General features: G+C 51.4%; 13 protein-coding genes and 1 pseudogene. All 14 read left to right on the forward strand.

Going from position 1 to position 15624, the window contains the following annotated elements; genetic code table 11:
• Positions 1–305 precede the first annotated feature (305 nt).
• Positions 306–4892 carry a WIAG-tail domain gene (locus I2H74_RS05025; protein ID WP_195572157.1) on the forward strand — a complete coding sequence of 1529 codons (4587 nt, stop codon included), beginning with the start codon at positions 306–308 and terminating at the stop codon, positions 4890–4892.
• Between the two features lie 346 nt (positions 4893–5238).
• Entirely contained in the window at positions 5239–6165 is a 927-nt protein-coding gene (locus tag I2H74_RS05030) for a glycosyltransferase family 2 protein (protein WP_229106410.1), read from the forward strand.
• Complete coding sequence (locus tag I2H74_RS24480) at positions 6162–7418, forward strand: glycosyltransferase family 2 protein (protein WP_229106411.1); 1257 nt, start codon at positions 6162–6164, stop codon at positions 7416–7418. Before I2H74_RS05030 ends, I2H74_RS24480 begins: the two co-directional genes overlap by 4 nt.
• Positions 7415–8182 carry a glycosyltransferase family 2 protein gene (locus I2H74_RS05040; protein WP_195572159.1) on the forward strand — a complete coding sequence of 256 codons (768 nt, stop codon included), beginning with the start codon at positions 7415–7417 and terminating at the stop codon, positions 8180–8182. The genes I2H74_RS24480 and I2H74_RS05040 overlap by 4 nt, the downstream gene beginning before the upstream one ends.
• A gap of 12 nt (positions 8183–8194) precedes the next feature.
• Positions 8195–8926 (forward strand): sugar phosphate nucleotidyltransferase, encoded by a 732-nt coding sequence (locus tag I2H74_RS05045; RefSeq protein ID WP_195572160.1) that lies wholly within the window; start codon positions 8195–8197, stop codon positions 8924–8926.
• Complete coding sequence (rfbB, locus tag I2H74_RS05050; RefSeq protein ID WP_195572161.1) at positions 8923–9915, forward strand: dTDP-glucose 4,6-dehydratase; 993 nt, start codon at positions 8923–8925, stop codon at positions 9913–9915. Before I2H74_RS05045 ends, rfbB begins: the two co-directional genes overlap by 4 nt.
• Positions 9854–10954, forward strand: coding sequence for a GT-D fold domain-containing glycosyltransferase (locus I2H74_RS05055; protein ID WP_229106412.1), 1101 nt, complete (start codon positions 9854–9856; stop codon positions 10952–10954). The genes rfbB and I2H74_RS05055 overlap by 62 nt, the downstream gene beginning before the upstream one ends.
• A 44-nt stretch (positions 10955–10998) precedes the next feature.
• On the forward strand, positions 10999–12399 hold the full coding sequence (locus I2H74_RS05060) for a glycosyltransferase family 2 protein (protein WP_195572162.1): 1401 nt from the start codon (positions 10999–11001) through the stop codon (positions 12397–12399).
• A 145-nt stretch (positions 12400–12544) separates the two neighbouring features.
• Entirely contained in the window at positions 12545–12838 is a 294-nt protein-coding gene (locus tag I2H74_RS05065) for a nucleoside-diphosphate sugar epimerase (RefSeq protein ID WP_195572163.1), read from the forward strand.
• Between the two features lie 14 nt (positions 12839–12852).
• Entirely contained in the window at positions 12853–13179 is a 327-nt protein-coding gene (locus I2H74_RS05070; protein ID WP_195572164.1) for a restriction endonuclease subunit S, read from the forward strand.
• Positions 13176–13484 carry a hypothetical protein gene (locus tag I2H74_RS05075; RefSeq protein WP_195572165.1) on the forward strand — a complete coding sequence of 103 codons (309 nt, stop codon included), beginning with the start codon at positions 13176–13178 and terminating at the stop codon, positions 13482–13484. The genes I2H74_RS05070 and I2H74_RS05075 overlap by 4 nt, the downstream gene beginning before the upstream one ends.
• 4 nt (positions 13485–13488) lie before the next feature.
• Complete coding sequence (locus I2H74_RS05080) at positions 13489–13764, forward strand: hypothetical protein (RefSeq protein ID WP_195573494.1); 276 nt, start codon at positions 13489–13491, stop codon at positions 13762–13764.
• 207 nt (positions 13765–13971) lie between these two features.
• Entirely contained in the window at positions 13972–15090 is a 1119-nt protein-coding gene (locus I2H74_RS05085) for a CgeB family protein (RefSeq protein ID WP_324254008.1), read from the forward strand.
• A 75-nt stretch (positions 15091–15165) separates the two neighbouring features.
• Positions 15166–15624: pseudogene (locus I2H74_RS24485) on the forward strand (spore maturation protein cgeB); the annotation flags it as partial.

A 15624-nucleotide genomic window follows, 5' to 3' on the forward strand; every position in this document is an offset into this window, starting at 1 on the left:
GTTTGCTTGCAAATGGAGAGGAGCGGGAGCGCTACGGTCGTGCAGGGGTTGAGCGTGTGCAGGCTTCCTTTACTTGGAGGAGAACGGCTGAGCGCTGGGCGAGTGAAGTGAACCGACTATCTGGAATGCTGTAGCGAAGCGTGGAGGGCATCATGTCTCATGAAATGGAGGCAGGATGCCTTTTTCATGCTGCTTCATTTCTAGAAACTTTTACAAAGACGTGAACACTTCTGTGACGAGTGGGCGCATCCTCGCATATGATGCCTTAGCTATAGACGCGAGCCTATCTCGGAAGGAGTGCGAAAATGAAAAAAAAGAAAGGCGTCCGCTCGTCAGTGAAGGCGAAGAAGCCGCTATACTATGTCGACAACCCGAATACATCTGAGCTGAGAATGCTCGATAAGATGTCTAGCAGAAAGAAATCAGATGCTTCTCAGAAAACCGTTAAGGTAAATGCGGTTGCACCATTGACCATGCCAGTAGAGAAGAATCTGGCTGAAGCAGTAAATGAGGTTCAAAAAGAAGCTGCAGGCACAGAAGCTCATACGGGGCAAGGAGCTGGCACAGCCGAGCTCGGCAAGGAAGAGATTATTACAAAGAGCTGGGTAGCCAATGATCAGAGAGAGGCGAATATTCAGCCTTACTCGCGCTTTAATCTTGTCACCTCGCACAATTTGAAAATCGCTCAGGAGCTTCAGAAAGAAGAACCATCGGTTCTTGCTTCCACTACGACTGAACCGTTAATCACGGAAAATGCGGGAAGAACGCTCGAAAGAGCTATTGAATCCGTTGAAGCAGCAACACCGCTAAGTGAAGTGGAAAAGGTGTCTCGCATGGAAGAGAAGCGAAGCAAGCAGCGAGCGAAGGCGATTATTTACACAGATGACATCGCAGATGAGTCGGTGACTAGCGAGAAGCTCGCTCCATATTCAATTGACAGTTCAAGAATAAAACGGGAGTCCGTTGATGAGCATACGCTAAAGGATTACTCGGTTACGAGCATGAAGATACAAGAAGGTGCCGTGACAAGCTCGAAGATTGCTTCGGAATCAATCGCCGAGGAACACCTTGTTCCAAATTCGATCTCTGGATCGAAGCTGCGTGATCGATCCATCTCCGGCAGAAAGCTGCGTGATGGAAGCATCACAAGTGAAAAGCTCGCAGACCGTACGATCGACTCCTCGAAGATTGCAGAGGGCTCGATTGATACGAAGCATTTGCGCGGGCTCATGATCTCAAGCGAGCTATTAATGGATCAATCCGTCACGACGGAAAAGATTCGAAGCGGAGCAGTCCAGACAGAGAATCTAGCAAACGACAGTGTAGATACGTCGAAGCTCGGGGATGAGGCGGTCACAACCTCCAAGCTGCGTGCGAGAGCCGTTACGAGCGAGAAGATTGCGATCGGAAGCGTTCAGGAGGAACAGCTTGCAGATCATAGCGTCACGAGTCGAGTGCTTCAGGAAGAAGCAGTTGAAGCGAAGCATATTGGGAAAGAGCAGATCCAGGGGACTCACTTAGCCTCAACGAGCATTGGAGGCTCGCATCTTCAGCCGTCAAGCATCAGCAGCGCTCATGTGCAGGCAGAGGCGATTCAGCCAGAGCATCTTAAACGTGACATTGTCGGTGAGGAGCATATCGGCAAAAAGGTCATTCAAAGCGCCCATTTACAGGATCAACTGATTACGACAGCGAAGCTTGGGGATCAAGCTGTGACGACCGTAAAGCTTGTTGATCATGCCGTAACCTTTTCCAAGATCGCAGATCAGGCTATTGTGTCTTCAAAGCTTGCAGATGAGGCCATTCTAAGCAAGCATGTGGCGAAGCACTCGATTGGCTCCCAGCAGCTGGCTCCGCTGTCGGTCAACAGCCAGCACCTGCAGCCTGAATCCATTGGCGGGGAGCATATTGAGCGGGATTCGATTGGCGCTCATCATTTGCGCCATGGCTCGGTTACGGGTGGAGCTGTTGCCCCACAGGCCATACAGCGCATTCACCTGGCTGAGCAGAGCGTCATAGCGTCTCATTTGGAAAATGGTGCAGTTACAGGGGAGAAGCTCAGCGAAGCAAGTGTAACCTCTCCGATCTTAGCGGATGGAGCAGTAGTGGAAACCAAGCTGGCACGGAAGAGTGTAAGCTCTGAGAAGCTTCAACCTGGAAGCGTGGAGTCCCATCATCTTCAGGATGAGGCGGTTACCTCTGCTGCGCTGCAGGCAGGCTCGGTTCAGGACTATCATATCGGGGATCAGGTCATTCATGGCGGCCACATGAGTGCTGGAGCAATCCAGACCGAGGCTTTAAGGAGCGGGGCAGTCACTAGCGAGAAGCTGGCGCAAGAAGCTGTAACCGATCGTCACTTAGGCGCAGGCGTCATCTTCTCGCACCATCTGGCTGATCATGTCGTTACTTCTTTGAAGCTGTCTCCAGAAAGCGTGTCAAGCGACAAGCTCAGCGACATGGCGGTCGTGGAGAGCAAGCTTGCTCAAGGAGCCGTAACAAGAGAGAAGCTGGCTGCTGAGAGCGTTCATGTTGAGCATCTTGCTCCATTGTCAATTAAGCGGGAGCATGTGCAGGATCAAGTCATCACGTCGAGGCATCTGGCCGAAGGTGTGGTACAAACGGATCATCTTAGCGTCGACTCCATCGACACGTTTGCCATTCAGCGAGGGGCTGTTACGACAGACAAATTAGCGCAGGCAAGTGTAGGCGCCGAACAGCTTGCCAGTGAAAGCATTCAGACTCGCCATCTTGGTCAAGAGGTTGTAACAGGGGCACAGATGGCGTTGAAGAGCGTCTCTACTCGTCATTTAGAAGACGGAGTGATTACAGCCTCGAAGCTTGCGGACGAAAGCATTAATGGGCAGCACTTGCAGCTGGATTCGATCAGCACGGGCCACTTGCAGGCAGCGAGCATAGCTGGAGAGCATCTTCAGGAAGAATGCATAGCGTCCGAGCATCTAGCGGATGAGGCCATACAGGAGCGTCATCTGGCGGACAACAGCATAGGGGAACGCCATTTGCAGCAGGATTCCATTCACGGCGGAATGCTAAAGAGCGGCATTATTCAGAGCACTCATCTGGCACCACAAGCCGTCACCGGAGAGCATCTTGGCGTGGAGAGTGTTGCAGGCAAGCATATTCGAGTCGAAGCGATTCAGGCCTATCATGTGAAAAAGGGCAGCATTTCCCCTGCTCATCTCAGTCCCGAGCTGCTTGTTGGCGACTATCTGGAGGATGGAAGCATCCGCGGAGAGAAGCTTGAAGATGGCTCCATTGAAACCAGACATCTTCAAGATGGCGCGATCCAACGAGAGCAGCTTGCTGTTGATGCCGTTGATGCCGACGTCCTTGCTGCTGACTCGGTTCAGACTGAACATATCTCGTTTGAGGCTGTGCGCGGGTATCACCTGCAGCCCGAACTTATAGAGGAGCGGCATCTTCAGGATCAAGTGATTGCAGGCCGCCATCTTCAAGAAAGCATTGTAGAAGGAGCGCATATTCAGGAGCATTCCATTGATACGAGGCATCTCGCAGCTGGGGCTGTCAATACGGACGCGATCGCAGAAGGCAGTATTCTTAACGAGCATCTAAGCCATGACATCGTTGATAATCGAACAATTGCTTCAGCAGCTGTGCAGGCGAGACACATTGAGCCTCAGGCTGTTCAGCGCGAGCACTTGGCTACTTCCATCGTTAGTCATGAGCACATTTGCCAAGAATCAGTAAGCAGTTTCCACATTCAAGCAGGCGCCATCATCTCGGCACATCTTGCAGAAGGATCGATTCTGCCTCATCACCTGCAGCAGCAAAGCATCGCGGAGGAGCATTTGCAAGCTGACAGCATTCGAGGCGATCATTTGCGCGATGGGGCCGTATCCAATAGCAAGCTTGCAAACGGCAGCGTGAGCCAAGAGAAAATTGGGGAATGTGCCATTCAAGCTAAGCATTTGGATGACTTTAGCGTTATTTCCTCCAAGCTTGCCCCAGAGAGCGTTCAGTCCGAGCATCTGGTGCATCTGTCTGTGCTGTCCCATCATATTGGAGACCAATCCATCAAGGCGTACCATATGGACGATGCGTCGATCAAGCGTGAGGCTATTGCTGACGGGGCAGTCGATGGAGAAAAGCTTGCTCTCCATTCCGTTGGATCTGCTCATCTTCAGGATGCAGCCATTGATCGCCGACATCTTGCCCCACTTTTGTTGGAGGAGCTTGAGTCTTACGTACAAGAAGCAATCGAACAATCACAGCGTGGATGGAGCCAAGATGACTCCAGCACCAGAGAGATTATTACGGGAGAGCAGGTTGGTGAACATGCGATCGGGCTTCAGCATTTACAGCCTGAGGTGCTCCTGGAATGGGCTGCCTCGATGAGAACAGCACTTCTTGAGGGTGCAGCCGAGCTGCTGATTCCAGAGATGGAGCAGCAGGCCGGTCTTGATGTTGGCAGTGTCCAATCCGAGCACTTGGCTCCAGGAAGTGTGTGCAGCGCTCATCTTCAAGGTGAATCGGTGCATTCACGCAGCTTGGCGAAAGGAGCTGTCCAAGAGGAGCATATAGGCGCAGAGGTGATCTTGCCTAGACACTTAAGCTTCAATCCCGTTCGAACGAATGCAAGGCAGAAGGATACCCTTCAGCAGTTCGGCCATGCAAGCTTCGAAATTGGACTTACGCAGGAGAAGGTTGAATTGCTGATCTCCTTTGAGGAGCCATATGCGAATGAAAGCTATGTCCTTGTTGTCTCTACGAATCAATCGACCTGCTATGCGGCCGTTAAGGAGCAGCATGCCGCGGGAGCTGTGATAGAGGTTGTCAGGATGAGAATTGCTCCAGAATCGAGCGGTCAAGTGTCTTGGATTGCCATGGGTGAGTCGGAATTAGCATGCGAATAGCTAAATGTGCACATTAGTCCCATTTATAAGCTCTTAAGGATTAGAAGGGTTGGGGATCGGAATGATTATCCGACCCTTCGCTATCATTACAGAATTTATGCATGCTGCTTTAATTGAAAAATTCTAAATGCGATAACGATTACCTCTTTATGCGGTCGCTCAACTTTGAATGGCTGCGAAGAGGTATTTTCATGCGCGATGGAATCTTGCGCAAGGAGGGGCTCCTTCGAATGATGCGATAGGCTGTGTCTTTATCTCGGTGTGTACAAATGCCGTTCCCGCCCTCTTCCCCCATCATACTATGGTTGGTAATAGCATGTATCCACGTAAGCAGGAGGTGTATGAGTTGCGACGACCGAAGCAGTCTTCAACTGCGCGCCAAGGCGCCTATTCAGCGGGCAGAGGCGGCACATCATCCGGGACGCTTAAGCGTCGATCAATACGCCGTACAACAACAGGGGGCCGTAAAACGGTTCGGGGCAAGCGCAGTTATCCAGGGAAAGCAGCAAGATATCCGTACATTGCTCCTCATCCAGAACCTGTCGTGTCCGTCATCATACCTGTCATGAATGAACGAGCAACCATTGGGAAGGTTGTGAGGGAAGCGAGGCAGATTCATAAGGCTGCGGAAGTTATCGTGGTTGCTAACGGCACGCACGACGGCTCTGACCGCATCGCAGAGCGTCAAGGCGCTATCGTACTTCGGCATCAAGAAGCGTTAGGACATGATGTGGGGCGAACGTCAGGGGCGCTTGGAGCAAAAGGCCAGGTGCTGCTCTTTATCGATGGGGATATGGTCATTCCAGCAGCTCGGCTGCGCCCATTTGTCCAAGATATACTCCGTGGAGCAGATGTCGCATTGAATAATTATTCTGGGCCTGTCAACAAAAGCCACGTACACCGGGTAGTCTTGGCCAAGCATGCACTGAATGCTTTATGCTCACGTCCAGACCTGCAAGGCGCTTCGATGACGGCTGTACCTCATGCGATCAGCCGAAGAGCGCTTGAGGCGATTGGGGCGGATTCCTTGTCTATTCCACCGCTTGCTCAAACTGCTGCTATCTACAAGGGACTGACGATTGTGCGCTCTGCCTCAGTCGATGTTGGCAGGTTGAACCCTATTCGTGCGAAGCATTTTCGTCAAGATCCGTTGGAGCCACTAATCGACAATGATCATTTGCAATCCATTCGCTGGCTGACAGAACAGGCTGGAAGCCGTGGAGGCTATACCGATCTAGGTCGCAATCGGCAGATTGTGAGGGACCATTCATGAATGAGAATTTCGAGTTGATACCATCTGAGCATGAGGAACAAGTTGTCATGATTAAGCAGCATAAGGTACGCAGCAAGACAAGAACCCGCGTGACCAGAAGAACAGTCATCAAATCAAGCTGGAACGCTTCAAAAGGGTCTCGAGGACGAAAGGGACTAAAAGGGAAGAGAGGATCCGGCAGCAAGCAGCGTGGAAGATCGAAAGGATCTCATCGCAAAGAGGAACTTCATGGCGCAAGGGAGACAGGACTTTCTAAGTCGCTTGTTGAGCTTCTTGTGAGTGCAGGTGAACGAGATGGCGGGCTTCTTAAGCAGGAAGGGTTCGTTTCAAGCTCTCCTCATTCATTGAGTCTTCATCTCCGAAAAAAATATGCCGCATTTGTAGACTCGGCAGCACCGCGGCTTCACACGATCGAACAGCTTCAACGCTTCGGAGAAACCTATCTTCGAGGGGTAGAACGAGCACTCCCTGGGCAGATTCCGCGTCTTGTACTCATCCCTTCATCGTTGAGATTTGCCGTTGTCATGAGCGCACTGAATGAAGAGGGGCATATTGGCAAAGTCCTGCAGGAAATCAACCGATTAGCCGTTGATGAGATGATCGTCGTGGTCAATGGCTCGACGGATCGTACTTTGGAGGAAGCGCGGGTTGTGTCTCCGCATGCTACTATTGTTCATTATCCAGAACGAGTAGGCCATGATGTAGGCCGCTCGATTGGGGCGAAGCTCGCGAAGGCAGATGCTGTATTGTTCGTGGACAGCGATATCCCGATCCCAGCTGAGCAGCTTGCAGCATTGCTATGGTCTATAACGCAGGGAGTCGATGTGGCGCTGAATAATCTTAGTCCGCTTCTGCCGCCTTTTGCCAAACAGGATTCGATTAGCCATTGTAAGCAGTGGCTGAACGCTTGCCTAGGCAGATCCGACCTTGAGGCGAACTCCTTAACAGCAGTACCTCATGCGTTAAGCCGTAAGGCCATTGATACGATAGGGATCGAGGCACTATGCGTGCCTCCACGGGCACAAGCACTTGCCTTGCTTCACGGCCTTCGTACAGAGGCGCCTACGACGATTGATGTCATTACACATAATCAAGTGAGACAAACAAACACCGGGACGAACAATCAGGTTGCTCAGCTTATTCTGGGTGATCATCTAGAAGCTTTACACACAATCTGTAACTGGAAGGGCAGCTCGTTAGATGAGCTTCAGCACAGCAGGCGGAGAATCGCGATAAGGAGGAACGGAGAATGAGCGCATCCCGGCAATCATCAATAGAGCCATATGCTGCAAGCATCATCATTCCGACTTACAACCGTCATTATCTGTTGAAGGCTTGTGTGGAAGCGATTCGTGCTCATACCACTCCCCCTTATGAGATTATTGTGGTTGACAACGGATCAACTGACGGCACAGTTCAATACTGCAGAGAGGAGCATCTGAGCTTCGTATCTCTTGCTCATAATCGAGGCTTCCCCGCTGCCTGCAATATCGGGATGACACTTGGCTCCGGACATATCGTGATTCTCTTGAATAATGATGTTATTGTGTCTTATCGCTGGCTCGATAATATACTGGAAGCATTCAAGCAGAATGAAGACGTGGGCATCATTGGGCCCACGACGAACTATGCGAGCGGCAAGCAGCTGGTTCATCGGGAGTACGGGGATTTGGAGCAATTTCATCGTCTGACCCGACAGTGGAATGAACTGGATCCAAAGAAGCATCAGCGAGTTCAACGTGTTGTAGGGCTGTGCTTAGCGATTAGGCGATCAGTCATTCGTGACATCGGACTGTTGGATGAACGATTCAGCCCAGGGCACTTTGAAGACGACGATTACTGTCTTCGCGCTCGTATGAGCGGGTATGGCATTATGATCTGTGGTGATGTGTTCGTTCATCATTACGGTAGCGCAAGCTTCAAGGAGCATGGCGAACATGCTTTAACGGAGCTTATTCAACGCAACTATGCCCGATTTATAGAAAAATGGAGCATTGATCCCCATCATTTCATTTAAGGAGGGAGACGGGTGAAGGGAATCATATTGGCCGGCGGAACAGGTACTCGCTTATATCCGCTTACGAAGCTTGTTAACAAGCATCTGCTTCCAGTCGGCAAGCATCCCATGATCAGCTACGGGATCGAACGGCTGCGTGCCGCGGGCATTCGAGAGCTCTTTATCGTGACGAGCAAGATGTCGGCGGGCTTATATGCGGAATACATCGGTAGCGGAAGTGCCTTTGGGGTAAAAGTGACGTTTGCGATTCAAGAAGAGGCAGGCGGCATAGCTCAGGCGTTATCGCTGGCTGAACCTTATATTGTGCCGGGGGAGCGCTTTGTCGTACTGCTTGGCGATAATCTGTTTCAGGACGATCTCGAGCCTTATGTGCACGCCTTTCAAGAACAGCCCTCGGGAGAGGCGAGAGTTCTGCTTAAGCGTGTGCATGATCCAAGGCGATACGGGGTCCCTGTTTTTGATCCAGACCAACCTGAACGGATCTTGCTCATAGAAGAGAAGCCGAAGCAGCCGCAGTCTAATTATTGCGTAACAGGCATTTACATGTATGACACAGATGTCTTCAAGCATATTGCTGAGATTGCTCCATCGGCTCGAGGAGAACTGGAGATTACCGATGTGAACAATGTCTATGCCAGAAGAGGAAAATTATCATTTGATATTTTACAGCGCTGGTGGACGGATGCAGGCACCTTTGACTCCTTGCAGGAAGCCGCTGTGAGGCTATGGGGGGTGCAGCCATGAAAAAGCTCTTGGTAACAGGAGGAATGGGCTTTATCGGGAGCTGCTTTATCCGAACGATGCTGAACATGGAGGAAGCCCTTCATATTACAAACGCGGATCTGCCCACATATGCCGGCAATCCCGATAACGTGAAGCCGTATGATGAATCCGAGCGTTATACGTTTCTTAAGACGGATATTTCGAATGCCGCTGACGTCGAGCGGCTCTTTCAGCATGGAAGCTACGATGCCGTCTTTCACTTTGCAGCAGAATCGCATGTGGATCGAAGCATATCGCACCCGGAACAGTTTGTCGTCACCAACGTGCTTGGCACCTTCCATCTTCTTGAAGCGGCAAGACGGCATGGCGTAGGCCGTTTCATCCACATCTCCACCGATGAGGTATATGGAGCGCTTGGGGATGAAGGAAGCTTCAGCGAAAGCTCGCCTCTTGAGCCCAACAGCCCCTATTCAGCAAGCAAAGCAAGCTCCGACCTTATGGCTCGTGCCTATATGAAGACCTATGGGCTGCCTGTCATCACTACGCGCTGCTCCAACAATTACGGCCCCTATCAATTTCCCGAGAAGCTTATTCCAACGATCATATTGAATGCCTTGCAAGATAAACCGATTCCTGTCTACGGAGACGGACTTCATATCCGGGATTGGCTGTACGTGGAGGATCATTGTCTTGCGATAGCCGCAGCCTGGAAGCGAGGCAGGATCGGAGAAGTATACAATATTGGCGGTCATGAAGAAAAGACGAACATCGAGATGGTTCGAACCATCCTTGGCTTGCTGAATAAGCCGGAATCGCTCATTTCATATGTCACAGACCGCTTGGGCCATGATCGAAGATATGCCATCAATCCAGACAAAACACGGAGAGAACTCGATTGGAAGCCGAAGAAGACGCTTGAGCAAGGTTTGAAGGAGACCGTTCAATGGTATGTGGATAACCGCTCCTGGTGGGAACGGGTTCTATCTGGAGCGTATCGGGAAGGGTGGTGAGCATGTGACACTGCTCGGTTCACAAGCTAGAGCGAAGCGCCGCAAGTCGCGGCCTTCGATTCTGCGCTCTGCCCGTGTGCAGCGTGGGCCTAGGCGCAGACCAGCCAAGCGTCACAAGCGGGGCTCCAAGAGAGGGAATCGGCTGAAAAAGCGCCGCAATCTGAGGGGATTGAGGCAGGCACCTGCAGATTTGCTCATCGATGTAGAAGGAGAGCGGCAGATTGCCTTTGAGGATGGGTTTCGAAAAGGGAAGTACGAGGGCGGAGAAGGGTTTCTGGCAAGACTCATTCCAGAGCATATGATACTGCCTGACATTCCGGTGGAGCATGTGATCGCGCTTGGCTTCGAGCAGGTGCGTCATCTGCTGCAGACGCTGATCGATCCCGCGGACATCTTTGCCCATATGGAGCGTGCACTGGAGCGCAAAGAGCCATTATCAGTCGTACGCCTCGGCGATGGGGAACTGCTTGCCTTGGCTCACGATCGCGTATTGTCGTCTGGACTTGTTCGCAAGGAAGGTCCATTCTTAGGCTATGCGGGGATCGACATCCCTGATCATGAGTATCGGGATCAGCTTGCAAATGCCGTAAGACAAGCGACCTTTGTTGGAATTCCTACTTCGAGAGCGCCGAACTTCCAAGGTCTGATGTACCCCACTTTCCGAGCCCACGGCATGGATGTACGGCAAATGCGTCTTACCTACTCGACGGTCAACTACATGCTCGCTCAGTACGGTTTCTTAAATCGGTTGATGCAGGGAAGGAGAGTGCTGGTCGTCGGCAACGCCGCAGAGGAGCTTGCAGCAGTGCTTCTCGCTAGGGGAATTCAGATTGCAGGGATCATTACGCCGGTAATGGGCGTTCGGGATACGCCGCGCATATTGGCAGAGGTCGGACATTATTCCTTTGATCTTGCTTTAGTTGCGGCAGGCATTCCAGCGGTCCTTATTACGCAGCGCATTGCTTCACAATACGGAAAGGTCGCACTGGACTTCGGCCATCTGGCTAATAAGATTGCGAGTGGTGAGCTGGGATTCTAGGGTGAACCCGAACAAACATCATGTTAAAGGATGGAGGGAGTCAGATGGCGAAGCTGCTCCGAAAAGTTCGCGGCCGCACACGCCGGAACCTGAAGCGGAAGCCGAAGCGACTCGTGCGAGGGAAGCCGCGGATAAAGCCGTCTTCCCGTAGAATTGTACATCACGACGAATTCGAAAGCGGATATGCGCTTGGTTATGCAGAGGGGCTCCGCAGAGGGCAGGATGAATATGAGGTTCCCCTAGACGGAACGAGCATTATTATCGCGAACTTCAACAAGCTGGAGCTGTTGAAGCAGTGTATAGAGAGTATCCGGGCGCATACGCCGAATCCCCATGAGATCATCGTCGTAGACAATGCTTCCACCGACGGAAGTGCTCAGTATCTAGAGTCGTGTGCAGGCACGCTCCGCTTTCATATACACGAGGTGAATCGAGGCTTCTCAGGAGCTGTAAATACTGGCCTCATGATGGCAAAGGGCAGAACGATCTGCATGTTGAACAACGATATTATTGTGACGAAGAATTGGCTGACCAACCTATTGAATGTCTTAAACAGTGACCCGAGCATAGGTATTGTCGGGCCCGTGACCAATTACATTGGGGGCTCCCAGCAAATCAATGTTCCTTATAACAACTTAAATCATATGCATACCTTTGCTGCGAGGCACAACGTATCGAATGCAAGCTTGTGGCAGCCGACGGATCGGCTCGTCGGATTTTGTTATTTGCTCCGAAAGGAGACATTTGAAGCGATTGGGTATATGGATGAGGGCTACGCTATTGGCAACTACGAGGATGATGATTACATTATTCGAACCCGTCTAACGGGAAGAAAACTAATGATTGCACGGGATACATTTATTCATCATGTGGGCAGCCAGAGCATGAAGGCGCTTGGCGATCGCTTGCAGGAAGTGAATGACAAGAATGCCGCCTTCTTTAGTGCCAAATGGGCCAACGCACATGATTGGGTAAACCGGGTGAGGTCGAATCTGGCTCGCGAGGAGAGGGGTGTTCTCAGGGCCCAATCATTCTACCCGAGTCACATAGCCGTGACAGGCCTTAGCGACACAATCTATTGGGTCGAGCATGGAACGAAATATCCGCTAACTGGCCCCGTTCACATCCCTGTCGTCAAGCTTTCTCAAATCGATCTCTTTGGCTACGGCACAGGCCCGGTGATGGATGCCAAGACAGCTGAAGCAAAGTGGAACGAGCGGACGGCAGGGGATGGAAGCATCCCAGACGGCGGTATCTTTGTGACGGAGAATGGCCGCTGGTACCAACGAAAGGGTGGAAGCTGCCACGAATTCGTCAGCCAGCATGCGATTGCAAGATGGTCCATGGAAGGAAGGGTCACCAATCGAAGCGAGGCAGAGAGAAGCAAGCTTCAAGAGGGACTGCCTCTTATCGCAGCTCCGATGATCTTCTCTTATCACTTGTAAATGCATTTGCCGCATCCCTATGGATGAATTAGGCAAATTGGCCGTATACAGTAGCAAGGCCTCGGCATATGTTGTAGAGACATGCGTACTTCTAGCTAAATGACAGACAAGGCACAGGCTATATAGGCACTATGGAGGAATGACGATGCAGCATAACATTAATGAGATGATCCAGCATATGTCGCATACCCAATCCCATATGGCACGGGTGCTGGATGCGGAACGTCAGGTAGCGGTTCGTATGGCTCATATCATTCATCATCTGCCAGATCTTCATCCTGAATTCGAAGGGCTAGCTGGGCTTAAGGAGCAATCCGTGCAGGTGACGCGCAACCTGATTGCCTACTTAAACAGCCTATCCGATCTTGAGGACGCGATGGCGCTGCAGCTGCAGTTCATTATGCGAGAAATACAAGATGCTCGTGAGGATCTGGAATAGAAGGAGTGATTCAGGTGAGCCGGGATCATGCGTATGCGACCATGCTTGAAGCTATGGCCAAGATGCAGTGGAATGTTGCGCAAATACTTGAGGCTAAGGCGCTTGAAGCGGAGAAAAATAGAAATTGGGTGCTGAATCATCTGAATCAGCAGGCCTTTGCTACCCATCTGGAACAATTGAATGAGCCGATTGAAATACATGAGCAGGTTATTGAAGTGCTGGAAGGGTTGGCAAAGCTTCAGTACAGCTTGGCACGCAATATGAATGTGCTATTGGTTGAGCAATCGAGAGGCCATTACCAAGGGGACGGCAGTGAGGATGCAGGAGGCCACTCGTCATGAGCATGCTTCGTGAGCATCACCGAGAGACGGAGGCCAAGATCAAAATGGTCGAGGCGATGGCCCGCAGTCAAGCCGCGCTCGCTCGGTTACTGGAGCAGCTCTCCGACATATCGGAGTTATCCCTGCAGCAATCGCATCTCATTCACGACAACATTGTCTCACTGGCGCAGTACCAGCAGGCATTATGCCACGCTGTAACCGGCTGGAGATGGAGAGAGATCAAGCAGGGGCATGCAGGCGCACCCTGGCTAAATCATCACTATCCGCTCGATGTGTCAAAGGCCCAAGGAGTGGAGGAGGAATAGCAGCTTGAAGAAGAGGAGTATTCGTCGAAAATCATCGTCAGGCAAGCTTGGTGCAGTTCGAAGAGGATCGAAGCGCACACGAACCTTGCGTGGAAAGAAGCTGAAGCAGAGCCTAAAAGGGAGAAGCCTTCGCGGAAGAAAGCACAGAAAGAGAGGGCGCGTCAAGCAAGGCGTCCTGTTCAATCGAAGCTACGGTACTGCCTATGAGGAGGGATTCAATCAAGGCTTTGCGAAAGGATATGAGGATGGTCATCAATTGGCATATGCCGCCAAGGCATGATTCAAGCACCCCGCTTGCCGCATAAGGCGAATGCGGGGTGCTTTGCGTCTCTTTCTTATCTAGGCGTAGGCGAATGAAGAATGGACATGCGCCTGATTTGCCTTAGCCAAAGACAGGTGTCCATGAATTTGGATGGACGGAGTCATATATTGAGAGTGATTATATTTGGGGTGCTAATGCATAGAAGGCCCAGGCAAGGAGATCAGGATGAAACGAGCTCGATCAGTCATGAGAAGAAAAGGACGACGAACACGCGGGAAGCGCATCATGAAAGGGGCATGGTTCAAACAGGGCTTTGTCCAAGGCTATCGGCTTGGCAGATGTGAAACGCTGCTTGCTGCATCACCTGAGCCTTCACTCCCTCGCAGCTCTCTGCGCATTCTTTATGTTCAGCAAGGATTTGAGGCCATCGACAGCGGGGTGAGTGATGCGCTTGTAGCGCTCACTGCGGAATGCCGGACCGTAGGTCCCCATGAGATGCTCGAAGCTGCGCTCGAAATGAGGCCTCATGCTGTTCTGATCATGAATGGCCTGCATGTATTCCCTAACACGCATCTTGAGCATGTAGGAAGAATTCGAGCAGAGGGGATTCGAACGGCGGTATGGTTTGTTGATGATCCCTATTTTTCGGAACATACGGCTCAAGCCGCACCGCATTACGATATCATTTTTACGCATGAAAGAGATTGCGTTCCCTTCTATAAAGCGATTGGCTGTGCTCAGGTCCACCATGTGCCGCTTGGGGTAAATACGCGAACCTTCCGCCCGATGAAGGTGATGCCGACACATGTGCATGATGTTGGCTTTATCGGCAATGCCTTTCGAAATCGAGCTGCGCTCTTTGATCAACTGGCCGATTTCCTGCTGCAATACGATATTCGTATTGGCGGAGGATTCTGGGACCGGCTCGCTATGTACGATCGCTACCGCAAAGCGATCCGAAAAGAATGGACTGTCCCATTGGACTGCTGCCATTTTTATAACGGTGCCAAAATTGTATTGAATATCCATCGTCCGGTCGATCCGGGCAACGATAATCATAACGTGCATGGACTCACAGGCTCCTCCTTGAATCCTAGAACGTACGAGATAGCGGCTTGTGGAACACTTCAGATGACGGATGTTCGGAGTGAGCTGGCCGAGATGTATACACCAGGAGTTGATATTGTTACATTTGAGTCGCCACAGGATCTGATGGAGAAGATCCGATATTATTTATCCCATGAACAGGAAAGGCTTGAGATCGCGCTTCGTGCTGTACAGACGACCTTCAATAAACATCGCTATGAGCACCGTGTCCATCGTCTGTTAGAGTGGTTAGCGTGATAATGAAGATCGTATAGAGGTGCTCCTGCTATAACTGACAACATCTGCATTGAATCAAGTGCAAGGAGTGATGACATGGCCAAAAAGAGAATCCGCAATCGCCGTCGGCTTAGACTCCGAAGAGACGCGCGCGCAAGAAGCGGGTGGAAGCGTCGAGGAAAAAGAAAGAGTGCGATCCGGGTCCGTGTTTCCTGGCAAAAGCGAGGCCGTGCACAGGGGCTTTATGACGGGTTCCAGGAAGGCTACTTGAGAGGCAGAGCGGATGTGCTGTTCAAGACCGTTCACCCGGACGTTAAGTTCCGACCGCTCCATATTATGTATATCTCAACAGGCAAGGGGCTCCCTTATTCGCCGATTGACGAAGCGATGGTGGCTACGCTGCAGGGGCTCGTTAGCCGAGTGTCGATCGCTGGCCCCAAGGATCCTGTAGCTTCAGTGGCCGCTACCCTGAATCCGGATCTTGTATTGGTAATGGACGGCATGGACTTTCCAGTCGAGCAGTTGGATGAGCTACGCAACCGAGGCATTCGGACC

It is taken from the genome of Paenibacillus sp. 1001270B_150601_E10, from assembly GCF_015558675.1.
Lineage (GTDB): Bacteria > Bacillota > Bacilli > Paenibacillales > Paenibacillaceae > Paenibacillus_B.